This is a genomic window from Aquabacter sediminis (assembly GCF_028863665.1).
In the GTDB taxonomy this organism is placed as follows: Bacteria; Pseudomonadota; Alphaproteobacteria; order Rhizobiales; family Xanthobacteraceae; genus L1I39.
The window spans coordinates 47871-72565 of record NZ_JARBFX010000003.1; the positions used below are offsets into that span (position 1 = coordinate 47871).

The following is a 24695-nucleotide window of genomic DNA, read 5'->3' on the forward strand; positions in this document are numbered from 1 at the left end:
AAATTGATCGTCAGGGCGGACAAATGTCCGCTTTGGAGAACGCTTCGCACCCTGGATTGCGGTGCGCCGTGAGCGCACCTTAGTCTAAGCCTAGAATTGATGTTCCTCCGGCTTCCTCGGACCCCATGTCGACCTTGATCTGGAGCCTTTCGCTCCCCCTCACCTTGGCCAGCGCTGCATTGGGATACCTTTTGGGGTCCATCCCCTTCGGCATCCTCGTGACGCGCCTCGCCGGCACCACCGACATCCGAACCATCGGCTCAGGCAATATCGGTGCCACCAATGTGCTGCGCACCGGACGCAAGGACTTGGCCGCCGCCACCCTCCTGGGAGATGCCCTGAAGGGAACGGTGGCCGTGCTTCTGGCGCGGGCGCTGTTCGGGCCGGAAGCCGCTCTGGTTGCTGGCTTTTTTGCCTTTTTGGGTCATCTCTGGCCGGTCTGGCTGGGCTTCAAAGGTGGTAAGGGAGTAGCGACATTCTTGGGCGTGACCTTAGCCCTCTATTGGCCGTCCGCCTTGGCTTTTGCGCTGGTCTGGCTCTTGGTGGCCTATCTCAGCCGCTACTCGTCCCTGGCGGCGCTCATCGCCTCCGTGGCGACCCCTGTCAGCGCCTATCTGCTGGGCGCCCCGACCACCGCTATCTTCCTGGCGGGACTTGCTTTTCTGCTCTGGCTGAAGCACCACGCCAACATCGCCCGCCTCCTCGCCGGCACCGAAGGGCGGATCGGCGCCAAGTCAAAAAGCGCTGAAGGCTCAAAGGGATGAGCAAGAGCGGCGCCCGGCTTTCCCCCGCCCAGCGCCGCGACTGGCTGCGGCTGATCCGCACTGAGCATGTGGGTCCCCGCACCTTCCGGGCCCTGATCAACCAGTTCGGCGGCGCCGCCTTGGCCCTCGAAGCCTTGCCAGACCTGGCTTTGCGAGGGGGCCGGCTGATCCCGCCGCGCATCCCCACCATCGCCGAGACCGAGGACGAGATCGCGGCGCTGACCCGCATGGGCGGGCGGCTCCTGACGCTGGCCGATACCGCTTACCCCAACCATTTGAGAATGCTCGACGATTCGCCGCCCGTCCTGGCCGTGCGCGGGCAGGATCGCGCCCTGATCGCCCCCATGGTTGCCATTGTCGGCGCCCGCAACGCCTCCGCCGCCGGCCGCACCATGGCCGCGCGCCTCGCCAAGGACTTGGGCCAGAACGGCTTTTCCGTCGTCTCGGGCCTCGCCCGCGGCATCGACGCGGCCGCCCACGGGGCGAGCCTCGCCACCGGCACGGTGGGGGTCTTCGCCGGCGGCCTTGCCAAGCCCTATCCGGCTGAAAACATTGCACTTATGGAAGAGATCCTGGCGGCTGGTGCGCTCGTGTCGGAAATGCCGCTGGCCTGGGAGCCCCGCGCCCGCGACTTCCCACGGCGCAATCGCCTGGTCTCCGGCATGGCGCTTGGGGTCGTGGTGGTGGAGGCGGCCGAACGCTCCGGCTCCCTGATCACCGCGCGCCTGGCCGCCGAGCAGGGCCGCGAGGTCTTCGCCGTCCCCGGCTCGCCGCTCGATCCGCGCGCCGGCGGCTCCAACAAGCTGTTGAAGACGGGCGCCACGCTGGTGACGGAAGTCTCTGATATCCTTGAAAGTCTTACCCCTCAGCTGGCGCGTCTCCCGCCGCCCGAGGTGCAATCTCCGGGTGAAGCCACGGGCCTTGAGCCACCCCCGGATACGCTGCGCGCGCGCATTCTGGAACTGCTCGGGCCTGTGCCCACGCCCATCGACGATCTGGTCCGCCTGTCCGGCGCCAGCGCCGCCCAGACCCAGGTGGTCCTCCTGGAGCTGGAACTGGCGGGTCGCCTGGAGCGGCACGCAGGAGGCCTCGTCTCCCTCCTATGAGGGCAGCTCACTCCCGCCCGCTTTCGGCCTTGCGCAGCACGCCGCGGGCCTCCAGCAGCACCATTTCCAAGAGATAGCAAAGGGTTGTCAGACGATGGCCACGCGCCACCTTTGACAATTCCCCCGCCAGCGATGCCACATAAGTGGCGAAATCTACCGCGTCGCCCGGTTCTCTCCCGGGGGATCCGCCCGACATGCCATTGCTCCCGTCCCTGCATGCCCATACTGTAGATAGATGATCTTTTTTCTAGCTACCTAAGGTTGTAGATCGCATTTCCCTTTGGCGATCGGCCCGTGCCGCGGAGGATTTGACACATTCCCCATCGCCCCCCATGTTGCCGCCGCCGCCAGGGGCTGCGGTAGCCTTTCAAGAGACAGCGTCGGTCATGCAGGTCGTCATCGTCGAATCGCCGGCTAAAGCGAAGACGATCAACAAATATCTCGGCCCGGACTACGAGGTGATCGCCTCGTACGGCCATGTGCGCGATCTTCCCTCCAAGGACGGATCGGTGGACCCCGATGCGGATTTCCGCATGCTCTGGGAGGTCGACCCCAAGGCGCAGAAGCGGCTCAACGAGATCGCCAAGGCGGTCAAGGAAGCCGATGGCCTGATCCTCGCCACCGACCCGGATCGGGAAGGCGAGGCCATTTCCTGGCATGTGCTTGAGATTCTTCGGGAAAAGAAGGCGCTGAAGGGCCAGAAGGTCGAGCGGGTGGTGTTCAACGCCATTACCAAGCAGGCCGTTCTGGACGCCATGAAGGCGCCCCGCGCCGTGGATGTGGCGCTGGTGGATGCCTATCTGGCCCGTCGTGCGCTCGACTATCTGGTGGGCTTCACCCTCTCTCCCGTGCTCTGGCGCAAGCTTCCCGGCGCCCGCTCCGCCGGCCGCGTGCAATCGGTGGCGCTGCGTCTCGTCTGCGACCGGGAACGAGAGATAGAGACCTTCGTTGCCCGCGAATACTGGTCGATCCTGGCCCAGCTGGCGACCCCGCGCGGCGATGCCTTTGAGGCCCGCCTATCCGGTGCCGACGGCAAGAAGATCACCCGTCTTTCGGTCGGAACAGCGGAGGAAGCCGCCGCATTCCGTGCAGATCTGGAGCGCGCGGCCTTCACCGTTCGCTCGGTGGAGGCAAAGCCCGTCAAGCGGCATCCCCAGCCGCCCTTCACCACCTCCACCTTGCAGCAGGAGGCCAGCCGCAAGCTGGGCCTTGCTCCGGCGCGCACCATGCAGATCGCCCAGCGCCTCTATGAAGGCGTGGACGTGGGCGGCGAGACGGTGGGCCTCATCACCTATATGCGAACCGACGGCGTCGACATGGCGCCCGAGGCGGTCGCAGCCACCCGCAGCGCCATCTCGGACCAGTTCGGCGGGCGCTATCTGCCTGCGGTGCCTCGCAAATACACCACCAAGGCGAAGAATGCCCAGGAGGCCCACGAGGCCATCCGCCCGACCGATCCCTCCCGCACGCCGAAGTCGGTCGCCCGTCACCTGGACGCCGACCAGGCGCGCCTCTACGACCTCATCTGGACGCGCACGGTCGCCAGCCAGATGGAATCGGCCGAGTTGGAGCGCACCACCGCCGACATCCTTGCCCAGGCTGGCTCCCGCGCGCTGGAGTTGACCGCGACTGGCACCGTGGTGAAGTTCGACGGCTTCCTCACTCTCTACCGCGAGGGCAAGGACGACGAGGACGACGACGAGGAGAGCCGGCGCCTGCCCGCCATGTCCACCGGCGAGAAGCTGGACAAGCGGGGCATCCAGACCACCCAGCACTTCACCGAACCGCCTCCCCGCTATTCGGAAGCCTCGCTCGTCAAGCGGATGGAAGAGCTGGGCATTGGTCGCCCCTCGACCTATGCGGCCGTGCTCGCAGTGTTGCGCGACCGCGAATATGTGAAGCTCGAGAAGAAGCGCCTCGTTCCGGAGGACAAGGGACGGCTCGTGACAGCCTTCCTGCAGAGCTTCTTCACCCGCTATGTTGAGTATGACTTCACGGCGGACCTGGAAGAAAAGCTCGACAAGATCTCCGCCGATGAGATCGACTGGAAGCAGGTCTTGCGCGAGTTCTGGGCAGACTTCGCCCTCGCTGTGGATGCCACGAAGGACCTGCGCGTCTCCCAGGTGCTCGATGCCCTGGACGAGATGCTCACGGCGCACATCTTCCCGCCCGCCACCGATGGCAGCAATCCCCGCGCCTGCCCCACCTGCGGAACGGGGCGCCTGTCGCTGAAGATGGGCAAGTTCGGCGCCTTCATCGGCTGCTCCAACTACCCCGAGTGCCGCTATACGCGCCCCCTGTCGGGCGGCGAGGCGGCGCCGGAGGGTGATGGCGTGCGCAAGCTGGGGGCCGATCCGGAGACGGGGCTGGAAGTGACTGTCCGCGACGGTCGCTTCGGTGCCTATCTGCAGCTGGGCGAGGGCGCCGAGGGCGAGAAGCCCAAGCGATCCAGCCTGCCGAAAGGCGTCACCCCAGCCAGCATCGATCTCGACACCGCCTTGAAACTCCTGGCCTTGCCCCGCGAGATCGGACGCCATCCCGCAGACCAGGAGCCGATCCTGGCGGGCATTGGCCGCTACGGCCCCTACGTCCAGCACGGCCGCACCTATGCGAACCTGGAGGCGGACGACGACATTCTCGCCATCGGCCTCAACCGGGCCGTGGCGCTGATCGCGGACAAGCAAAGCAAAGGCGGGCGCGGCGGCGCGGCGGCCACAGGGCGCTCGCTCGGCGATCATCCAACGCTCGGCGGCGCCATCACGGTGCGGGCCGGCCGCTTCGGGCCCTATGTGAACCATGGCAAGGTCAATGCCACCTTGCCTAAGTCCGTGGACCCCGAGACGCTTTCCTTGGAACAGGCGGTGGAATTGATCACCGCGAAGGCCGCAGCGTCTCCCGCAAAGCCCGCCCGAGGTGGCGCGCGCAAGGCCAAGGCGGGCGCCGAGGAAGGCGACGCGCCAGTCAAGAAGCCCGCCGCCAAGAAGGCGTCTGCCAGCAAGGCGACCGCCAAAAAGCCCGCCACCAAGTCCAACGCCAATACCGCAACGGACAAGGCGGCAACGGGCAAGACGGCAACAGCAAAGCCCGCCTCGACGAAGGCCAGTACGCCAGCCAAGTCAGGCAAGGCATCCAAGGCGGGATGATATCCGGCTGGGTCTGAACAGTCCGAGTGGTCGCAATCGCGGCCGCTCGGACGTATTGATGCCAGATCAGAAGACGTCGGCAGCGGACGGGACCGCTAGGACGCCCGGCATGTGAACTTCGTTCCGTTCGAGGTCACCCCGGACGCAACATTACCCTTCTTCTCCACCGGGTAGTAATTACCGCTACTGAAGCCAACGAGATGAATATAGGCGGCATCACCGCCTTTGTATTCGCTTGCTTGCAGACCCGACGCGCTGCAGGTCCAGGTGACAGGCTTGGCATCCTGCTTGGTTTGGGCAGACGCCAGACCCGGCATAGCCAAGACCAGGGCCAACACCCCGAAAAGTGTGCGCACCATTTTCGCCCCCCTTGAAGGATCGGCATCAGCTTACCACAATCCGCTTTGGTGTCAGCTGATGTCCCGCCGCGGCACACGGCGAGAAGCGCGCCTTTCACTCCACCAGGCTCAGCTCCGCATTGTGCGCGACGCTGGCTTTCAGCGGCAGCTGGCGCATGGCGAAGACGCAGATGGTGCCGAGGAGCGAAACGGCAGCCGCCGTTCCGAACACCAGGTGGAACGCGTGCAGCAGCAAGGCCGGCTCCGCATTGGCGGCGAGCGCGTTCATATCGCCCGCCTCCCCTCCCCCGATCGTGCCCAGCAGCACGGCCCCCAGGATCGCAACGAACAAAGCGCCACCGAGGGCGCGGAAGAAATTGGCAGCCCCCGTGACCGTGCCGAGCTGATGGGGCGGCACGGCATTCTGAATGGCCACGGTCGACAGGGGAAAGACCGTCCCCATGCCCATGGACGCGACGGCGAGAAGGGCGATCTGTAGCCCCTGCGAAGCGCCGGCCGGCAGCGTCGCGATGATGGCGAGGCAGAGCGTACTCGCCACCGAGCCCAGGAGCGCCGGCAGCTTATAGTTCTTCAGCCGCGCCATGGCACGCCCGGAGGAGATCGCGCCGGCCACCGTACCCGCCATTTGCGGAATCAGGGCGAGGCCGGCGGCACTGGAGGACAGGTGCCAGGCGGTCTCGAAATAAAGCGGGGTGGCGATGGTGAGCGCGATCATCAGGCCATACATGAAGAAGGCACCGGCAATGCCGGTGGCCACCACTTGGTTGGCCATCATGTCCAGCGGGAGAAACGGCTCGGCGTTGGTGCGCATGCGCCAGACGAAGGCGACGCTGCCGACGCCCGCCACGATGAGCAGGCCGATGACCTGCGGGCTGGCCCAGGGATAGAAAACCCCGCCCCAAGACAGCGCCAGCATGAGGCTGACGGCAGAGACGATAAGCAGCAGCGCGCCCGGAAGATCCAGCTTGTGCGGACGCTCGTGGCGCGGAAGGCGCCCCATGATCTTCCGGATCATGAGAAAAGCACCCACACCAAGGGGAAGGTTGATCCAGAAGATCATCGACCAGTCCAGGTGCTGCGCGATGACGCCCCCCAGCACCGGGCCGGCAATGGAACTGGCGGCGAACACGCTGGCAATCATGGCCTGGTAGCGGCCGCGTTCGCGGGGCGGGATAATGTCGGCGATGATCGTCTGCGCCAGGGAGATGAGGCCCCCTCCTCCCAAACCCTGCAGGCCGCGCGCCAGGATCAGCACCAGCATGCTGGGTGCGAGCGCGCAGGCGATGGAGCCGAGCGTGAAGAGGACGACGGCGCCGGTCATCATGACGCCGCGCCCGTGAATATCGCTGAGCTTGCCGTAAAGCGGCGTCACCGCAGTCGAAGCCAGCAGGTAGGAGGTCACCACCCAGGAGAGGTTGGCGAAGTCATTCAGATCGGCGCCGATTGTGGGCAAGGCCGTGGCCACGATGGTCTGATCGAGGGCGGCCAGCAGCATCGCCAGCATGATGCCCAGGAGGATGCTGCGAATCTCCGCATGGCCAAGCATAGGCGGGGCTTCTTCAGAGCGGACGGGGGCATCCATGGGGGCAACTCGCGGGACAGGGGTCGGACGAACGACCGCATATGACATGATGGCCGCCAGGCCAGGCCTCCAGCAGCATAGGGACGGCACATTGGCCCCTCGGTCAGGCCTCTTCAAGCCGGCATGCGACATATGAGCCACGATAGCTCAGCGCCCAGCGCATGAGCGGTCACGGCGGGCTGGTCGCGGGGCTCCGGGTCGGCTAGCGTGCGGAAATTAATGGAAGGTTAAGCTTGGCCAAACGCCCGACTCCCCCCGGCCGCGCGCCTGCGACGCGCAAGACGAGCTCGAAGTCCGGTGCGCCCGTGCGCGGCAAGAACCGCGCGGCGCGGCGCGCCTCCCGAGCGGCGAATGCGGCACAGGAAGCGGCCGAAGCCCTGTTTGCGGGCCGCGAGAAGGGCGCCATGCCGACCAAGGCAGAGGTGCTTTCCTTCATCGCCTCTCAATCCGGAGAGATCGGCAAGCGCGAGATCGCACGGGCCTTCAGCCTCGATGCCGACCAGAAGCTCGCCTTGAAGGACATGCTCCAGGAACTGGAGAGCGAAGGCGCCCTCGATCGACGCCGGCGGCGCATGCATGTACCGGGCGCCCTCCCGGGCGTCGTCCTCGCCGACATCACATCCCGCGACGGCGATGGCGAATTGGTCGCCGTGCCAGTGGAATGGGATGAGGAACAAGGGGAGCCGCCGCGCATCCTGGTGGAGGTGCCACGCCGCGCCAAGGGGCCGGCGCCGGGCCTTCAGGACCGCGTCCTCCTGCGCATCTCGGATCATCGGCCGGACGAGGGTCTCTATGCGGGCCGGGTGATCAAGGTGCTGGAGAAGGCCCGCAAGCAGACGCTTGGCATCTTCCGCGCCGGACCGCACGGGGGCGGACGGATTATTCCCGTCGACAAGAAGAATCTTGGTCGCGAACTGCAAGTGCCGCCCGGTGCGGAGAATGACGCCAAGGACGGCGACCTCGTCACCGTGGAGGTCATGCGCCAGCGTGTCTTCGGCCTGCCCACCGCGCGTGTGAAAGAGTGCCTCGGGTCGCTGGCCTCCGAGAAGGCCGTGTCGCTGGTGGCGATCCATGCCCACGCCATCCCGCATGTGTTTCCGCCCTCGGTCATGGCGGAAGCGGAAGCCGCAAAGCCTGCGTCCCTTCACGGGCGCGAGGATTGGCGCAGCCTGCCCCTCGTCACCATTGATCCACCCGACGCCAAGGACCATGACGACGCGGTTCATGCGGAGGCCGATTCAAGCCCCGACAATGAAGGGGGCTTCATCGTCACGGTCGCCATCGCTGATGTGGCGGCCTATGTGCGGCCTGACACCGCCCTCGACCGCGAGGCGCTCTTGCGCGGCAATTCGGTCTATTTCCCGGACCGTGTCGTGCCCATGCTGCCCGAGCGGATCTCCAACGACCTGTGCTCGCTGCGTCCGCTGGAGGACCGCCCGGCACTTGCCGTACGGATGGTCATCGGCAAAGACGGACGCAAGAAGAGCCACAGCTTCCACCGCATCCTCATGCGCTCGGCCGCCAAGCTTGCCTATGCGCAGGCGCAGGCCGCGATCGACGGCAATACCGACGACACCACCGGCCCGCTGGTGGAGCATGTGCTCGCCCCGCTTTATGCGGCCTATGCCTGCGTCAAGAAGGCACGGGATGCCCGCCAGCCGCTGGACCTGGATCTGCCGGAACGCAAGATCCTGCTGAAGCCCGACGGAACCGTGGACAAAGTGATCGTCCCGGAGCGGCTCGACGCCCACCGGCTGATCGAGGAATTCATGATCCTCGCCAACGTCGCCGCCGCCAAGACACTGGAAGCCAAGCGCACGCCCCTCATCTACCGGGTGCATGACGGCCCGACGCTGGAAAAGATCGCCAATCTGCGGGACTTCCTGGCCACCATCGACATCAAGCTGCCGAAGGCCGACCAGGTGCGCCCCTCCACCTTCAACCACATCCTCGCCCAGGTCGCCGGCACCGATGTGGCGCCGCTGGTGAACCAGGTGATCTTGCGCAGCCAGTCCCAGGCCGAGTATGCCGCAGAAAATTATGGGCATTTCGGCCTGAACCTGCGCCGCTACGCCCATTTCACCTCTCCCATCCGCCGCTATGCCGATCTCATCGTCCACCGCGCGCTCGTGCGGGCTCATGATGCCGGCCGCGATGGACTTCCGGAGTCCACCACGCCAGACCATCTGGCGGAGATCGCCACCACCATCTCCGCCACCGAGCGCCGGGCGATGGCTGCCGAGCGCGAGACTGTGGACCGGCTGATCGCCCATCACCTGGCCGACCAGATTGGCGCCACCTTCCGCGGCCGCGTCACCGGGGCAACCAAGGCGGGCCTCTTCGTCGCCCTCGACGAAACCGGCGCCGACGGCTTCATCCCCGCCTCGACCCTGGGCATGGACTATTACCGCTTCGACGAAGCACGTCAGGCGCTGGTGGGAGACCGGACCGGCGAAATGCACCGGATTGGAGACCGGGTGGAAGTCAAGCTGGTGGAAGCAGCGCCGGTCGCCGGCGCTTTGAGGTTTGAGCTTCTCACCGAAGGCTCCTATGTAAAGGGCGCTCGTCGCCGATCCCTTCCCTTTGGGAAGCGGAAGATGGCATCCTCGTCGGATCACACCGATGGGAGCGGGACGGAAGCGACAGGGCGCAAAGGTCCGTCGCGCCCGCGCTCCACCAAGGGTCCGAAACGGCGGACGAGCGGAAAGGGACACTGACAGGTCATGACCACTGAACAGGAGGCTTCCCCCCGGTCGTGGGGCAATGCCATGGCGCGGGGCGCCATGGGACGCTGCCCCTGCTGCGGATCCGGGCGGCTGTTCAGCGGCTACCTGAAGGTGGCAGACCATTGTTCCGTGTGTGGCGAGGCCTACTACCACCACCGCGCTGATGACGCCCCGCCCTATATGGTGATCTTCGCCGTGGGCCACATCGTGGTGCCGCTTCTGGTTCTGGTGGAGGAGGTGTTCCGCCCGGCCGTGTGGCTGCACCTCGTCATCTTCCTTCCGCTCACACTGCTCTTGAGCCTTGCGCTTCTGCCGCCCATAAAGGGCGCGCTCGTCGCCCTCCAATGGGCGCTGCGCATGCATGGCTTTGATCCCCTTAGCCCCGAACACGAGCCGGTCACGCCGGCAGCACGGCCGAACGCACAATGACCGATCTTGCCCAACGCCTTACCGCCGCTGAACGCAAACAGGACTGGCCGAACGTGCGCCCGTCGGATGCAGCGGCGCTAATCCTCATCGATCAGTCCGGCCGCGAGCCGCGCGTCCTGATGGGCCTGCGCCACCCCGACCACCGCTTCATGCCCAATGTGTTCGTCTTCCCCGGCGGGCGTTTGGAAGCCACCGACCGGGCAATGCCCGTCTTCGGCATGCTGGACGCCGACAGCGACCGGCGCCTGGGCCAATCGGTGCCGCGGGCGAGCGTGAGCCGGCCGCGCGCGCTCGCGGTGGCCGCCATCCGGGAAATGTATGAGGAAACGGGGCTCCTGGTCGGGACCAAGGAAGCGGGCGCGCCAGAAGCGCCTTCGGAGGCGTGGAGCGCATTTGCGGAGCAGGAGGTTTTTCCAAACCTCGAGGCGCTGACCTTTGTCCTGCGGGCCATCACCCCGCCCCGGCGCCCCAAGCGCTTCGACACCCGCTTCTTCGCTGCCGACGTGAGCGCGGTCGGCGGCAAGGTCGAGGGCATGGTTGGGCCGCAATCTGAGCTTATCGAGACCCGCTGGCTCACCTTCAAGGAGACGGAGGCCGCGGAACTGCCGACCATCACGCGCGTCATACTTGATGAATTGCGCGCGCGGCTGGATGCAGGTTTCGGCCGACATCTGCCTGTGCCGTTCTACAGCATGCACCACGGCAAATTCGTGCGCGCTCTGCTGGACTAGACGAGGCCCTTTTTCATGCACGCACCCGCGCGGTCGCCGGCACAGGCGAACCGCACCGCTTCCATTGCCGCCGCCATCTCCGCCGTGTCGGTGGTGGGGGTTGGCATCAGCCTGTCCATTCCCCTCCTCGCGCTTGAGCTGGAATCGCGCGGCGTCTCCGGGACCTGGATCGGCATCAACACCGCAGTGGCGGGCATCGCCACAATCGCGACCGCCCCCTTCATCCCCCAGCTCGTGCGCAAGCTCGGCTGCCGCTGGCTCCTGACGCTCGCCATCCTGGTGACGGCCCTCAGCCTGCCGGCCTTCAAGATTGCGTCGTCCTTCATCCTGTGGTTCCCGTTGCGCTTCGCGCTGGGCGCGTCGCTCTGCGTGCTCTTTGCGGTCAGCGAGTTCTGGATCAATGCCGTGGCGCCGCCCGGTCGGCGCGGCCTGGTGATGGGCATCTATGCGACCGCCTTGTCGGTGGGCGCAGCCATCGGCCCGGCCATACTGGGCTTTCTGGGCACCAAGGGATGGGCCCCCTACCTCGCCGGCGCCTGCGTGCTCTCGTTGGGCGTGGTGCCCATCCTCCTTGCCCGCGGAATGACGCCGGTGATCGGCGACGGCGACCATCACGGTGTGCTCGGCTTCATCCGCCGCTCCCCCATTGCCACCCTCGCCGCTTTGATCTTCGGCGCCATCGAGACGGCCGTGATGAGCTTCCTGCCGCTTTATGGCGTGCGCTTGGGCATGTCCGATGGGGCGGCCTCGCTCCTGCTGACCATTGCCGTTCTCGGCAATGTGGCGTTCCAGATCCCGCTGGGCATTGTCAGCGACCGAATCGACCGGCGCCTGCTTCTGCTCTTCTGCGCCAGCGTCGGGACCATTGGGGCCCTCACCTTACCCTACATGCCGGTAGAGGGCGTTCCGTTCAAGATCGCGATCTTCCTGGTGACGGGCATCGTCGGTAGCCTTTACACCGTGGGCCTCGCGCACCTGGGGTCTCGCTTCCACGGTGCGGACCTGGCCGCCGCCAACGCAGCCTTCGTCATGCTGTATTCCCTCGGCCTCATCATCGGCCCGCCCTTGGTGGGCTTCGGCATGGACCTCTACGATCCCTATGGCTTCGCTCTGGTGATCGCCGGGATGCTCGGCATGTATGTGGCGGTGGTGGCTGGCCGGCTGGTGTTCATGGGTCGTGCCAAGGCTTGACATGACGGCCGTTTTGAACGACTTTCCGCCTCCACGAGCCGCCGCAACGGCAGCGCGTCCGATTTTTATTGCCGCGACCCGAAACAGGCTCGCGCGCCAAAGCGGCACCAGGGATTAGATTATGGCCAAGGCTGCAACCATCAAGATCAAGCTTCTGTCCACCGCGGACACGGGCGCGTTCTACGTGACCAAGAAGAATTCTCGCACCAAGACCGACAAGCTGGTGCTCAAGAAGTACGACCCGGTCGCCAAGAAGCACGTTGAGTTCCGGGAAACCAAGATCAAGTGACCCGGCGCGGCTGCCCGGCGGCCGTCCAAAATCCAAGTTTCAAGGGCGCCCATGTGGCGCCCTTTTTATTTGTCGCGGCACGCCTTGGCTGCGCATGGAAGCGGACGGCCCTGCAGACGGTCACCGCAAATGGAAACGGCCGGGACTGTGCCCGGCCGCCGCCTGATCCGAAACCGATGTCCAGGTAAGGCTGCGAATCGCGCCTGACCTTGCCCTCACAGACCAGCCACGTATTGGCTGGGATCCACGGGCTGCGACCCCTTGCGGATCTCGAAGTGGAGCTGAGGCGTGCTCACGCCGCCCGTCTGGCCGGCCTTCGCGACGATCTGGCCCCGCCGGATGGTATCGCCCTTCTTCACCATCAGCTCGCTGTTGTGCGCATAGGCGGTGACATAGCCGTCCGCATGCTTGATCAGAACCAGGTTGCCGTAGCCCTTCAGTTCATTGCCGGCATAGGCCACGGTGCCGTCTTCGGCGGCACGGACCGCGGTGCCCTCCGGAACGGCGAAGTTCACGCCGTCATTGCGGGCGCCGCCAGGCTTGGGACCGAAGCCGGAGATGACCCGACCGCGCACAGGAGCGCGGAATTGCGGCCCGGAGCCGGGCGCGCGGGGTGCATCTTCCGCCTCTTCCGCGGCGGCCGTCTTCACGTTGGCGCTCGCCGTCGTCTTGGCAGGCGTCGCAGCAGGGGCGGTAGCGGCGGCGATGGAGGTGGGGGCAGCAGCGGCCGGAGCGGGAGCCGCGGGAGTCGCGGCGACGGTCCCGGGCTTGGTCGCGGGCTTGGCGGGCTGGAGCGTGGAGGCCAAAGTCGGCGCAGTCTGGAGAGCAGGCGCTGCGGCCTGGGCCGCGGGCACCGGTTGGGTTGCGGGCACAGGCGCGGCGACGGGTGCCGCAACCACCGACGGCTTTGCCGGCGTCGGCGCAGGACGGATCTGCGCCAGATTACCCGAGGCCCCGGGGGGCACGATCAGGGTCTGTCCGATGCGCAAGGTCGCATCATGTGACAGGCCGTTCACGCTCGCCAACTGGGCGGGTGTGGTGTTGTAGCTCCGCGCGATGGAGGTCAGTGTCTCGCCTCCCACCACCACATGGGTGGCGCCTGCGGTCTGGCGCGGCACGGAGGACACGCCATAGGCCGGCGCGGCATTGTATGCGGCCGTGGCGGTCAGGGGCTGCGCCGCCGGTGCGGTGGGAGCCGCATAGGCCGTGGGCGGGGCACCGGCCGCAGCGCCGAGTGGCTCGCTGCCGATGGGCGCGGAATCAACGCGTCCCGTGGGCGCCGCGCCGAGCGATCCGGTAACCTCCTGCGAGGCCATCTGCTGACCCGCGACGGGCGAGGAGAGGGACGCGAAGCGGGCGGAGTCGGAGCTGCAGCCCGCAAGCGCAGTAGACAGCAGGGCGGCAAAGGCGAGCTTTGCCAGAACGCCGGATCCGAGGGTGTCGCAGGAAGGAAGCATGTGGCCGTACTCGCACGCTACGAACGTGGAGCGAGTTAAGGATGCCAACCGTAAACGCGCGCTTAAACCCAGCGGAATCGGGACTTTTCCACACACCTGTTGCATGAGTGCAACAGAATATCGCCTCTATTGCAAAGCCGGCGGAGTGGTGACCAGCTCCCCGGTGGAGCGCGCGGTGCTGCTCACGCTGGTGCCCAAATGCTCCACCTGCGCGCCGAGATTGTCCCGCGTCGCGGGGTCGAACACGGCCACCGGCGCAGAGATGACCACGCCAGCCGCAGTTCCGATGCTGGACGCAGCGCCGGCCGTCACCTGGATGATTCGGTCGCCGATTCCTTCTCGCCCGTCGGTCATGACCTGCCCCTGCGCGAGGCGGGCGCCGATCATCTGCACCACGTCCGGGCTCTCTGCGAACTTGCCGTGATTGAGCTGGTCTCCGGTGTTCAGCTTGGTCAGGTCCAGGACCGTGATCTTGTTATTGAGGAATTCCGAACGGTAGGGCTCGCTCTCCGGATTCACCTGCCCCAGGCGCGAGACACCGCCCCAGACCTGCTTGGACACTTGCAAGGCACGATCATCCTGCGAGACGAACACCGTCAGGTTCGGGCGGGGCTTGCCCAGGTCGGCAAGCTGCGTGCGGAACACGTCCACATCCACGTCCGGCGCGGCCAACATGACGTTCTTGATCTTGGGATAGATACGCTTGTTGCGGATCGCCATCTGCCGCAGGGCTTCCAGCGTCACCCAATTGCCCATGGAATGGGCGAGGACAGAAATCTCCCCCACGTTCGGATCGGTGGCCAGCAGCGTCAGCAGCTTCTCCAGCGCATCGCGCGAGTAGCTGGCGCTTTCCCGGTCATAGCCATAGGCGAGCAAGTTGCCTCGGGACGGCCAGGTGAAGAGCACCGGGACCACATCGGCGCGGGAATCGTGGACGATCTGGGCGAACCGGAAGACGGCGTCCTCGAACCGGTTGTTATAGCCATGAATGAAGACCAGCACCTGCCGGCGAGGCGTTCGGGCGATGCGCCTATCGAACCATTGCCGCGCCTCCTTGGCGTCCACCACGTCAGCGCGCAACGTCACGAAATCGGTCGCGGGATTGCCGGGGACCGATCTCGGCCACTGGACATCGCCCACCTTGCGGGCGTTGTCGGGAGGAATGGAGACGGTGATCTCGGCATAAGACGGATCCGTGCCGCGCTCGCCGGAATACATGTCCAGCCCCTTGGACCTGGCGCGCGTGGTGGCGACGATCATCTCGACGAGGCTCGCCCCCTGGACGGTGGCTTCCACCGGCACCAGCACACCCGCCGGCCTCCCGCCGCAGGCGGCGAGCAGAAGGGGCAACAGGATCAGCGCCAACGCGCGATATGCCCGAGGGACGGTGCTGCACTTCAAGACATCACGCTCCGACACCACCGCCCGCACAGGCCGTGCGCCCCCCAAAAGGTTCGATAGCGAAGGGCAACTCCAGTTTCAATGCATAAGGGCGGCAGGACTTTGTTCATGTCGCGCCGGGGAAAGCTCAAAGCTGCCCGGCCACTCCCGGCGTCAGAGGCGCAAAACGCACCGCCATGAGGGCCGAGCCCGCAAGGCCGGAGGGGGTCTTCACGAAGCGGGTCAGGGTCTGCACACTGTCGGCGTCCCCCACCGGCGCCACCAGCACCCCCTCGGGCCGAAGCTGCGCCACCAACGCCTCCGGCACCGATCGCACGGCGGCCGTCACAAGGATCCGGTCATAGGGTGCCCGCACCGCCAGTCCCGCACGCCCATCCGCGTGGAAGGCCGCCACATTGTGGAGGGACAGCACGCCAAAGCGCACCTGCGCCTCCGCCACCAAACCGCGATACCGGTCGAGGGTTACCACCTCCGAGGCGAGTTGCGAGAGCACGGCGGCGTGGTAGCCGGACCCCGTGCCCACCTCCAGGACGCGATGCGCGGCGTTCACGGCCAGGGCCTCGGTCATGGTCGCGACGACGGTGGGCTGGGACATGGTCTGCCCGCAGGCAATGGGCAGGGCGACATCCAGATAGGCGAGCGGCCGCAGGGCCGGGTCCACGAACAAGGCCCGGGGAACCAGTTCCATGGCGCGCAGGACCATGACGTTTTGCACGCCGCGGTGACGCAGGCCGAGCACGAACGCCGCGCGCTCCCTTTTCTCGGCCTCGCTTTCGGTCATCGCGCCCCTCCGCTCGAACGCCCAACCCTAGCAGGATTCCAGCCGACCTGCCGCTGGCGCCCTCCCCTTGCGCGGAACCGGGGGCTCGGCCACTTTCCCGACCATGCGTCCCACCCTTCTCGACCCCCTGTTCGCACCGATCACCGCCTTGAAGGGCATCGGGCCAAAGCTGGAGCGTCCCTTCGCCCGGCTTCTGGACAGGGACGCCCCCCGGGTGCTCGACCTCCTCTTCCACATGCCGTCGAGCTTCGTCGACCGTCGCGCCCGCCCGACCATTGCCGGCGCCATTCCGGAAACGGACGTCACGCTCAAGGTGAAGGTGGAGGCCCATTACCCCCCTCCACCTGGCCGGCGCGCGCCCCATCGCACGCTGGTGGCCGACGAGACCGGCGACCTGACCGTGGTTCATTTCAATATCGAAGCTGCTCGGATCGAACGGTTGCTGCCGGTCGGCGCCACGCGATGGCTCTGTGGGCGGATCTCCCTCTTCGACGGCATGCGCCAGATGGCCCATCCCGACCGCATCCTCGACGAGGCAGGCCTTGCCAAGCTGCCGGCCATCGAGCCGGTCTATCCGCTGGTGGAAGGCCTGGCAGGGGGCTATGTGCGCCGCGCCTTGGACGGCGCGCTGGCGCGCATCCCCACTCTGCCGGAGCTTCTTCCGGCTCCCGTCGTCGAGGCGCAAGGCTGGCCGGACTTCGCCACCGCTCTCAACCGCATCCATCACCCCCAGAGCCCGGCCGATGCCCTTCCCTCGGGTGCCCCCTGGCGACGGCTCGCTTTCCAGGAGTTGCTGGCCCACCAGATCACCCTCGCCCTGGTCCGCAGCCGCCAGAGCCGGGCGGGCGGGCGCTCCAGCATCGGCGACGGTCGGCTCACCCGGCAGGTGCTTGCGGCCCTGCCCTTTGCGCTCACCGAGGCGCAAGATCAGGCCCTTGCCCAGATCCGCGCCGACATCCGCTCGGACAAGGCGATGCTGCGGCTGCTCCAGGGGGATGTGGGGTCCGGCAAGACGGTGGTCGGCCTCCTGGCGGCAGCCGAGGTGGCCGAAGCGGGCCGGCAGACGGCATTGATGGCGCCAACTGAGATCCTCGCCCGCCAGCATTTCGAAACCATCGCGCCGCTGGCGGAGGCGGCCGGGCTGACCACCGCCATTCTTACCGGCCGGGAAAAGGGGCGAGCGCGCGAAGCGATTCTCAGGGATCTGGCGGAAGGGCGGACCCATCTGGTGGTGGGGACCCACGCCCTGATCCAGCCGGACGTTGCCTTTGCCGACCTCGCACTTGCCATCGTGGACGAGCAGCACCGGTTCGGCGTGGAGCAGCGCTTGGCGCTCGCCCGCAAGGGTCCGGCCACCGACATGCTGCTGATGACCGCCACCCCCATTCCCCGGACACTGGTCCTCACCCTCTTCGGCGACATGGACCATAGCGAGCTGCGCCAGAAGCCCCCCGGGCGGCAGCCGGTGGACACCCGCACGGTGTCTCTGGATCGCTTGGACGAGGTGGTCCACGGCCTTGGCCGCGCGCTGCGGGCGGGGGCGCAGGTTTACTGGATCTGCCCGCTTGTGGAGGAGAGCGACGTCTCAGACCTCGCAGCCGCCAGCGAGCGCGCCGAGACCCTCCAGCAGGTGTTCGGGGACAAGGTGGGCCTTGTCCATGGCCGCATGAGCGGCAGCGAGAAGGACAAGGTCATGGCCCGCTTCCAGAGCGGCGAGCTTCGGGTGCTGGTGGCAACGACGGTGGTGGAGGTGGGGGTCAACGTGCCCAACGCCACCTTGATGGTGATCGAGCATGCAGAACGCTTCGGCCTTGCCCAGTTGCACCAGCTGCGCGGGCGCGTGGGGCGCGGCAGCAAGGCGTCGACCTGCCTCCTGCTCTATCGCGGCCCGCTGAGCGAAACCGCAAAAGCACGCCTCGCCATCCTTCGCGAAAGCGAGGATGGATTTGCCATTGCCGAGGAAGATCTGCGCCTGCGCGGTGAGGGCGATGTGCTGGGCACGCGGCAGAGCGGCTTTCCAGGCTTCGGCATCGCGCAGCTGGAGATGCATGCGGATCTGGTGGCGACCGCGCGCACCGTCGCGCACGAGGTGGTGCAGGCCGATCCGGAACTGGAGCGCCCCGCCTCGCTCCCCATGCGCACGCTGCTCCACCTGCACGACAGCAACGCCACGATGCGCTTGCTCTCGGCGGGATGAAGGTTCAAACGAAGCACATGCACGTGCTGTGGCAGAGGACCCTTTTCGGGGTCGGCGTCCTGTTTCTGATCGTCGGCGCCATCGGCATGGTTGTGCCCATGCTGCCGGGAACGGTCTTCCTGATTCTGGCCGCCTGGTGCTTCGCCCGCTCCTCGCCGCGCTTCGAGGCGTGGCTCTTGAACCACCGCTATCTGGGCCCCAGCGTAAGGCGCTGGCAGGAGACCGGCGCCATACCCCTGCCCGTCAAGCTCTTCGCACTGATGAGCTTTGTGGGGACATGGACCGGCTCCTGGTATTTCGGCGCGCCTGAGATCGTCTTGATCGGCCTCGGCATCCTGTTTGCGGCCCTGGCGGTGTTCATGGTCACCCGGCCGAACGGATGACCTTCACTCCACGGTGACGGACTTGGCCAGATTGCGCGGCTGGTCCACGTCCGTGCCCATGATGACCGCCGTGTGATAGGCGATGAGCTGCACCGGCACTGCATAGACCAGGGGCGCCACGGTGGCGGGCATCTCCGGCAGGATCAGCTTCTGGACCGCGGTGACATTGGCGAGCCGCGCGCCCTCCGGGTCGGTCAGCAGAATGATGCGTCCGCCCCGCGCGGCCACCTCTTCCATGTTCGAGACGGTCTTCTCGAAGATCCGGTCATGGGGCGCGATGACGATCACCGGCATCGTCTCATCGATGAGGGCGATGGGGCCATGCTTCAGTTCCCCGCCCGCATAGCCTTCTGCGTGGATGTAGGAGATTTCCTTGAGCTTCAGCGCGCCCTCAAGGGCGAGGGGGTAATTGGTGCCGCGGCCGAGATAGAGCACGTCCCTCGCCTTTGCGAGGGTGCGCGAGAGCATCTCGATTTCGGGACTGAGCTTCAGCGCCTCCGTCATCAGGCGCGGCACTTCCATCATGGCGCGCACCAGACGCTGCTCGTCCTCGCGGGACAGAAGCCCCTTCGCCCGCCCGAGCGCCACAGACAGGGCAGCGAGCGTCGCAAGCTGGCAGGTGAAGGCCTTGGTGGAGGCCACGCCGATTTCCGGCCCGGCTAGCGTCGGAAGCACCACATCGGCCTCACGGGCGATGGTGGAGGTGGGCACATTGACCACGGCCACCGTCTTCTGGCCGCACTCCTTGGCGTAGCGGAGGGACGCCAGAGTGTCGGCCGTCTCGCCCGACTGGGAAATGACGATGGTGACGCCTCCAGGCGGCAGCGGCGTCTCCCGATAGCGGAACTCGGACGCGATATCGGTGCTCACCGGGAGCCGGGAGAATCGCTCGAACCAGTATTCGGCCACCGAGCCCGCATAAAGCGCCGTCCCGCAGGCGGTGATGGAGATGTGCTGGACGTCGGCAAGATCGAACGGCAAGTCGGGCAGTTGGACCGTTTCCTCCGCCAGATCCAGGTAATGGGCGAAGGTATGCGCTACCACTTCCGGCTGCTCGTAGATTTCTTTCGCCATGAAGTGGCGATGATTGCCCTTGTCGACCAGCAGGGCACCGGCCGGCACGCGGGCGGAGGGGCGGTGGACCACCTCGCCCTCCGCATTGCGAATCACGGCCCCCTCGCGAGTGAGCACCGCCCAGTCGCCTTCTTCCAGATAGGTGATGAGGTCCGTGAACGGACCGAGCGCGATGGCATCCGAGCCCAGGAACATCTCACCCTGACCGTAGCCGATGGCCAGCGGCGAGCCGCGACGCGCGGCGATCAGCAGGTCGTCCTTCCCGTTGAACAGGAATGCGAGCGCAAACGCGCCCTTCAGCCGGGGCAGAACCGCGCCCACGGCCGTCACAGGGTCCTTGCCGGCGACCAGTTCACGATCCACCAGATGCGCGACCACCTCCGTGTCGGTGTCTGACAGGAAGTGGACACCGGCGGCCTCCAGCTCGAGCTTCAGCTCCCGGAAATTCTCGATGATGCCGTTATGCACCACGGCCACCCGCTTGGCCGCGTGGGGATGGGCATTGCGCTCGGAGGGCTTGCCGTGGGTCGCCCACCGGGTGTGGCCGATGCCCGAATGGCCCGCCAGCGGGTGCCGGAAAAGCTTGTGCTCCAAGTTGCGAAGCTTGCCCTCGGCTCGGCAGATGACCAGCTGACCTTTCTCCAGCGTCGCCACGCCGGCCGAATCATAGCCGCGATATTCCAGCCGCCGCAGGGACTCCACCAGCTTTTCCGCCACCGGTCCTTTGCCGAGAATGCCCACGATGCCGCACATGCCGGTCGCGCTCCGTCGATCCTTGAAAGATGACCTCGTCCGGAAAGATGGACTGGGCCCCGCCAGCGGGAATATCCCCTTCCAGCGTCAGACTGGCTCTAGCACGGCGTTGTCGCAGTGCATCAATCACTTCCTTTGTCGTAATTTCTCAAGTCTTACTTGGCCTTCGCGCGGCTCTTGCGGGCGTGGAACTCCGCGGCCCAGCCGGGCTTAACCACCTGCCGGCCTCGGGCCAGCGCGAGGGCGTCAGCGGGCACGTCCTCGGTGATCACGGACCCCGTTCCCACATAGGCCCCCGCCCCCACGGTCACCGGAGCGACCAATGCGGTATTGACGCCGATGAAGGCACCCGGGCCGATCTCGGTGCGGGACTTGATGTAGCCGTCATAATTGCAGGTGATGGTGCCGGCGCCGAGATTGCTCTCCGCCCCCACATGGGCATCACCCACATAGGACAGGTGATTGATCTTCACCCCTTTCTCGAGGTGAGCGGCCTTCGTTTCCACGAAATTGCCGATACGCACGCCCTCCTCCAGATGCGAGCCCGGGCGCAGGCGGGCATAGGGGCCGATATTCACGCCCCGCTCCAGGCGCGCGCCTTCCAGATGGGAGAAGGCGTGGATGGTGACGTCGTCACCGACCGTAACACCCGGTCCGAAGACCACATGGGGCTCCACCACCACGTCCCGGCCCAGGCGGGTATCCGCGCTGAAGAAGACGGTCTCGGGCGCGACCAGGGTTGCGCCATTGGCCATGGCGGCAAGCCGCAGGCGGCGCTGGAGAATGGCCTCGGCCTCGGCAAGCTGGACGCGGCTGTTCACGCCCACCACATCGTCCGCTCCGGTCTCTGGTGCAACGGCCTTCAGACCCCGCGCGTTCGCGATCTCCACCACATCGGTGAGGTAGTATTCCCCCTTCAAATTGTCATTGCCCACCGCCTCCAACAGGGAGAGGGCGTCGGCGCCCGCCAGAGCCATGAGCCCACCATTGCAGAAGTCGATGAGCCGCTCGGAAGGGCTGGCCTCCTTGTCCTCGCGAATGGCCAGAAGCGCATCGCCTTTGGTGATGAGACGGCCATAGCCCGTGGGATCGGCCGGACGAAACCCAAGCGCGGCCACCGATGCCCCTTCTGCAAGGGGCGCCCGCAGCATCTTGAGGGTCTCAGGACGCACCAGTGGCGTATCGGCATAGAGGATGAGAATGTCATCCACAGGCTCGGCGAGGGCCTCTCGGGCCGCCAGCACGGCATGGGCAGTGCCGAGACGTTCGCCCTGGACGAACACCCGCGCGTTAGGAACGATGCGCTGCGCCTCGGCGGCCACATCGGCGCGATCCGGCCCGACCACCACCGCCACCTTGTTGGCGCCGAGGGACTGCGTCGCCGCCAGCACATGATGGAGCATGGAGCGGCCGGCGATCTTGTGAAGCACCTTCGGCAGGCGCGAGGCCATGCGCGTGCCTTCACCGGCGGCCAGAATCACCACGAGCAGGCTGCGTTCGGTCATCACCACCCCCTGATCCAGGCCGCCCCGAGGGGACGCACCGTCGCGGCCGTGAAAAAAGGGCGGCCGCAGTCTGCTGGCTATTACCCCGACCCGGTCCACCCGAAAAGCCGGCGCCTGCGGCCCGATTGCACCCGGCCCGCCCGGATGGCATTGAAGGAGCCGTTCCGACCGGAGAGAGCGCGTGGACAAGAGCAGCTTCCATCCCGGCCCCAGGGCCCTGAACTGGCTGATCGCCCTCACCATGGGCGCCACCGGCTGGGCGCTCTATGTGCGCTATCTCGTCATCGAGCCGTCCGTGGTGGGCCTTGCCTGCGAGGCGGGCCTACAGACCATGACCTGCCGCATGCGCTCCGTGGTGATCGCCCTGTTCGGCTGGTCGGTGTTCGGCGGCCTCGCCTTGGCGGCTGCGGTGATCCAGCTTATTCGACCGTCCGTCCCCATGCTGGCGGCGGGCCTCGTCTTCAGCGGGATCGGCCTCGTGCTTTACAACAACCTGGCGGCGGCGGTGGCCACCATGCTGCTTATCCTCTCCCTCGCCCGCCCCGGACGCGCCACACCGTGAAGGCCAGCGCCAGGGCGAGAAGGCCGAACCAGGCGGATTGCCAGTTCTGCAAGGTCTCGTTCAGCGGCACATAAATGCCCGCCGCCAGCAGGCCGAGAACGGCGATCTGCTCGGCCATGCCTGCCCCCTCGCTCGCGGGACGGCGCACGACGCACAGGGCCAACATCGCCACCACGGGCGCAGTCAGCGGAAAGTAAGGAAAATCCTTGTAGCGGGGGTCGAATACCAGCTCGAGCGCCGTTTCGCCGACGGCCACCAGGGTCAGGGCCAGAAACGCAGACCCGGCCACGGCGCCCCAGGGCGCTCCGCGCCGAAAGGCACCGTTGAGGGCGAACGCCAGGGAATGCAGAGAGGCTCCCGCTGCCACGAGCATCGGCACGACCAGCGACGCGGCGATGGACAGGACGAGGAAGGCGGAGTTCCGCGTCCAGCCCACCCAACCCAGGCTTTCCAGCGGCAGATGAGACAAGGTGCCGCCGATCGTCGCCCCGCCCGCAAGGGCGATCGCGGCGACACTCACCCATTCCCCTGTGGATGGTTCGCGCCCGGCCCGGCGCGCGGCCCACAGCGCGCTCCCGAAGGCCGCTGCGGCCAGAACCACGCCCGCCAGCGCCTGGATGATCCAGCGCGGGTGATCCGAGACTGGCTGGCCCCAATGAAACTTCTCCTGCCGCGTGCCGGCATCGATGAGACCCCAGTGGCCGCCCACCGTGCCCTCGTTGCGCCGCTTCCAGGGCTGGTCGAAGGCCTCGATCACATTGACTCGATAACCCTTTTCCTTGGCGAGGCGGAGCACCTCGTGCATCACGAGTGCCTGGTCGGAAAGGGACGGCAGGGCGCCCTCCCGCATGCGCCCGGCGCTGGGCCAACCGGTCTCGCCGATCAGGATTTCCTTGCCGGGAAACTGGTCCGCCACATGCTGGCGGATATGATCGATATGGCGGCCGGCCTCGGCGGCGGAAACGGGAAGGTCTTCCCAATAGGGCAGGATGTGGACGGTGACGAAATCCACATCACCAGCGAGTGCCTTGGCCCGCTCCCAGAACTCCCAGACGTCGGCATAGGTCACGGGAACCCCGCCGGAGCGGGCCTTCACGTCCTTGAGGATGGCCGAGATATCCGCGGCGGAAAGCTCGCCGCGCAACATCACCTCATTGCCGACCACCAGGGCCGAGATGGTGTCCGGGTATTCCCGCGCCAGGGCGATGCCGGCGTCAATCTCCTGCTTGTTCTTGGCTTGGTCGGACCCAAGCCAAAGGCCCTGAAGCACCTTAAGCCCATGCTTGCGCGCCAGCGGCGCGACCTTGTCCAGTCCCAGCTCGACCGAATAGGTGCGCACGCACGCGGTAATCTTGGCGAGCTGCGCCAGATCCTCGTCAATCTGCTGCTCGGGAATGATCGTCGAGCGATCGAGGGGCGACTGACCGTCGCGGAAAGGGGCGTAGGAAACGCAGGGAAGTTTCTCACCCGCCGCAAGGGGAGAGGGCGGCATGGAGACCGGACGTCCCATCCAGGCCCAGAGCCCCACGATAAAAATGGCCACGGCCAAGAACAGAACCGCCGGCAACCGAAGGAAATACGCCATGGCCGATCTGCCTCCTAACTCCGGACTGGAATGCGACATAGCGGCTTCGGCCAGACCTGTGAAGCACCCGGGCAGGCGGCGCTGGCGAACAGCCCCGACGGCGCTGCCGTCATGCTGACAAATTCCATACATTCTTCTAAGTTGGCGTCGCGGAAAGATTTCCGCTCCCCGCCGATCAAACTCATGGCCGTCATGGACCGTCTTCGTTTCGCGCTTCTTGCGGGCGCCCTCCTCCTCGGCTGCGCGAGCCCGCTGGCCGCCCAGTCCAATCCTGACCAGAAGCCGCCCCAGCAGGAGCAGCTCACCCCGGAGCAGCAGGCCGCCCGCGAGGCGCAGCGCCGTTCGGTGGAGGAGTTTGCCGAGGCCGCCAAGCTGCTTCCGGGCGCGGCGGGCCAGCCGGAATGCGTGTGGACTGGCCGTCGGATCGCCACTCTGCTGTGGCGCGACGACATCGACACCGCCCGGCGGCATTTGGAGCTCTACGAGCGCTTCGGCTGCCCGACCGAGCACCTCAAGCTGGCGTTCCGCTGCCTGGTGCGCCAGGGCAACATCGATCCAAAAACGCAAGAGCGGCTGCCCGGCCGGGTTCAGCAATGTTGGGTTAATCCCGACTATGTTGCTGCACCTGCGCAATAATTAGATCATGGCGCCGCCCCGCGTGCGCCGAACCTCTGCCA

Annotated in this window: 21 protein-coding genes; 12 read left to right on the forward strand and 9 right to left on the reverse strand. The window is 66.5% G+C overall.

Annotation, left to right across the window (positions count from 1 at the left end; all coding sequences use genetic code 11):
* Positions 1 to 125: 125 nt before the first annotated feature.
* Together plsY and dprA are read left to right on the forward strand one after the other, a co-directional pair.
* Complete coding sequence (gene plsY / locus PV781_RS05985) at positions 126 to 764, forward strand: glycerol-3-phosphate 1-O-acyltransferase PlsY (RefSeq protein ID WP_274774723.1); 639 nt, start codon at positions 126 to 128, stop codon at positions 762 to 764.
* On the forward strand, positions 761 to 1870 hold the full coding sequence (gene dprA / locus PV781_RS05990) for a DNA-processing protein DprA (RefSeq protein WP_274774724.1): 1110 nt from the start codon (positions 761 to 763) through the stop codon (positions 1868 to 1870). Before plsY ends, dprA begins: the two co-directional genes overlap by 4 nt.
* A 7-nt stretch (positions 1871 to 1877) precedes the next feature.
* On the opposite strand, the gene PV781_RS05995 is transcribed toward dprA, so the two are convergent.
* Complete coding sequence (locus PV781_RS05995; protein ID WP_274774725.1) at positions 1878 to 2066, reverse strand: hypothetical protein; 189 nt, start codon at positions 2064 to 2066, stop codon at positions 1878 to 1880.
* 190 nt (positions 2067 to 2256) lie between these two features.
* On the opposite strand from PV781_RS05995, the gene topA reads away from it, so the two are divergent.
* On the forward strand, positions 2257 to 5013 hold the full coding sequence (topA, locus tag PV781_RS06000) for a type I DNA topoisomerase (protein ID WP_274774726.1): 2757 nt from the start codon (positions 2257 to 2259) through the stop codon (positions 5011 to 5013).
* Between the two features lie 95 nt (positions 5014 to 5108).
* On the opposite strand, the gene PV781_RS06005 is transcribed toward topA, so the two are convergent.
* Positions 5109 to 5372 carry a hypothetical protein gene (locus PV781_RS06005; RefSeq protein WP_274774727.1) on the reverse strand — a complete coding sequence of 88 codons (264 nt, stop codon included), beginning with the start codon at positions 5370 to 5372 and terminating at the stop codon, positions 5109 to 5111.
* A gap of 94 nt (positions 5373 to 5466) precedes the next feature.
* Positions 5467 to 6918: an MDR family MFS transporter gene (locus tag PV781_RS06010; RefSeq protein WP_274774728.1), complete on the reverse strand. Its 1452-nt coding sequence runs from the start codon at positions 6916 to 6918 to the stop codon at positions 5467 to 5469.
* A gap of 440 nt (positions 6919 to 7358) precedes the next feature.
* Between PV781_RS06010 and rnr the strand changes: the two genes are divergently transcribed.
* The 5 genes from rnr (at position 7359) to rpmG (ending at position 12320) form a co-directional block, all read left to right on the forward strand.
* On the forward strand, positions 7359 to 9671 hold the full coding sequence (gene rnr, locus PV781_RS06015; RefSeq protein WP_274774729.1) for a ribonuclease R: 2313 nt from the start codon (positions 7359 to 7361) through the stop codon (positions 9669 to 9671).
* A gap of 6 nt (positions 9672 to 9677) precedes the next feature.
* Positions 9678 to 10109: a DUF983 domain-containing protein gene (locus PV781_RS06020; RefSeq protein WP_274774730.1), complete on the forward strand. Its 432-nt coding sequence runs from the start codon at positions 9678 to 9680 to the stop codon at positions 10107 to 10109.
* Positions 10106 to 10840: an NUDIX hydrolase gene (locus tag PV781_RS06025; RefSeq protein ID WP_274774731.1), complete on the forward strand. Its 735-nt coding sequence runs from the start codon at positions 10106 to 10108 to the stop codon at positions 10838 to 10840. Before PV781_RS06020 ends, PV781_RS06025 begins: the two co-directional genes overlap by 4 nt.
* A gap of 15 nt (positions 10841 to 10855) precedes the next feature.
* Positions 10856 to 12031, forward strand: a complete 1176-nt coding sequence (locus PV781_RS06030) for an MFS transporter (protein WP_274774732.1) — start codon at positions 10856 to 10858, stop codon at positions 12029 to 12031.
* Positions 12032 to 12152: 121 nt separating this feature from the next.
* Positions 12153 to 12320 carry a 50S ribosomal protein L33 gene (rpmG, locus tag PV781_RS06035; protein WP_274774733.1) on the forward strand — a complete coding sequence of 56 codons (168 nt, stop codon included), beginning with the start codon at positions 12153 to 12155 and terminating at the stop codon, positions 12318 to 12320.
* Between the two features lie 215 nt (positions 12321 to 12535).
* Here the strand turns inward: rpmG and PV781_RS06040 are convergent, their stop codons facing one another.
* From PV781_RS06040 to PV781_RS06050, 3 genes are all read right to left on the reverse strand, one after another.
* Complete coding sequence (locus PV781_RS06040) at positions 12536 to 13777, reverse strand: M23 family metallopeptidase (RefSeq protein ID WP_274774734.1); 1242 nt, start codon at positions 13775 to 13777, stop codon at positions 12536 to 12538.
* Between the two features lie 126 nt (positions 13778 to 13903).
* Entirely contained in the window at positions 13904 to 15142 is a 1239-nt protein-coding gene (locus PV781_RS06045; protein ID WP_274774735.1) for an alpha/beta hydrolase, read from the reverse strand.
* 163 nt (positions 15143 to 15305) lie between these two features.
* On the reverse strand, positions 15306 to 15959 hold the full coding sequence (locus PV781_RS06050; protein WP_274774736.1) for a protein-L-isoaspartate(D-aspartate) O-methyltransferase: 654 nt from the start codon (positions 15957 to 15959) through the stop codon (positions 15306 to 15308).
* Between the two features lie 103 nt (positions 15960 to 16062).
* Between PV781_RS06050 and recG the strand changes: the two genes are divergently transcribed.
* Both recG and PV781_RS06060 read left to right on the forward strand, forming a co-directional pair.
* Positions 16063 to 18156: an ATP-dependent DNA helicase RecG gene (recG, locus tag PV781_RS06055; RefSeq protein WP_274774737.1), complete on the forward strand. Its 2094-nt coding sequence runs from the start codon at positions 16063 to 16065 to the stop codon at positions 18154 to 18156.
* 23 nt (positions 18157 to 18179) lie between these two features.
* Positions 18180 to 18539, forward strand: a complete 360-nt coding sequence (locus PV781_RS06060; protein WP_274774738.1) for a YbaN family protein — start codon at positions 18180 to 18182, stop codon at positions 18537 to 18539.
* A gap of 3 nt (positions 18540 to 18542) precedes the next feature.
* Here the strand turns inward: PV781_RS06060 and glmS are convergent, their stop codons facing one another.
* Entirely contained in the window at positions 18543 to 20366 is a 1824-nt protein-coding gene (glmS, locus tag PV781_RS06065; protein WP_274774739.1) for a glutamine--fructose-6-phosphate transaminase (isomerizing), read from the reverse strand.
* Positions 20367 to 20521: 155 nt separating this feature from the next.
* Positions 20522 to 21871 carry a bifunctional UDP-N-acetylglucosamine diphosphorylase/glucosamine-1-phosphate N-acetyltransferase GlmU gene (gene glmU, locus PV781_RS06070; RefSeq protein ID WP_274774740.1) on the reverse strand — a complete coding sequence of 450 codons (1350 nt, stop codon included), beginning with the start codon at positions 21869 to 21871 and terminating at the stop codon, positions 20522 to 20524.
* A 181-nt stretch (positions 21872 to 22052) separates the two neighbouring features.
* Between glmU and PV781_RS06075 the strand changes: the two genes are divergently transcribed.
* Positions 22053 to 22433 carry a hypothetical protein gene (locus PV781_RS06075; protein WP_274774741.1) on the forward strand — a complete coding sequence of 127 codons (381 nt, stop codon included), beginning with the start codon at positions 22053 to 22055 and terminating at the stop codon, positions 22431 to 22433.
* Here the strand turns inward: PV781_RS06075 and PV781_RS06080 are convergent.
* Positions 22393 to 24018, reverse strand: coding sequence for a glycoside hydrolase family 17 protein (locus tag PV781_RS06080; RefSeq protein ID WP_274774742.1), 1626 nt, complete (start codon positions 24016 to 24018; stop codon positions 22393 to 22395). The two genes, PV781_RS06075 and PV781_RS06080, sit on opposite strands and share 41 nt — an antisense overlap.
* Positions 24019 to 24048: 30 nt before the next feature.
* Here PV781_RS06080 and PV781_RS06085 point away from each other — a divergent pair, with 30 nt between their 5' ends.
* Positions 24049 to 24654, forward strand: coding sequence for a hypothetical protein (locus PV781_RS06085; RefSeq protein WP_425532364.1), 606 nt, complete (start codon positions 24049 to 24051; stop codon positions 24652 to 24654).
* The last annotated feature ends 41 nt before the right edge of the window (positions 24655 to 24695 follow it).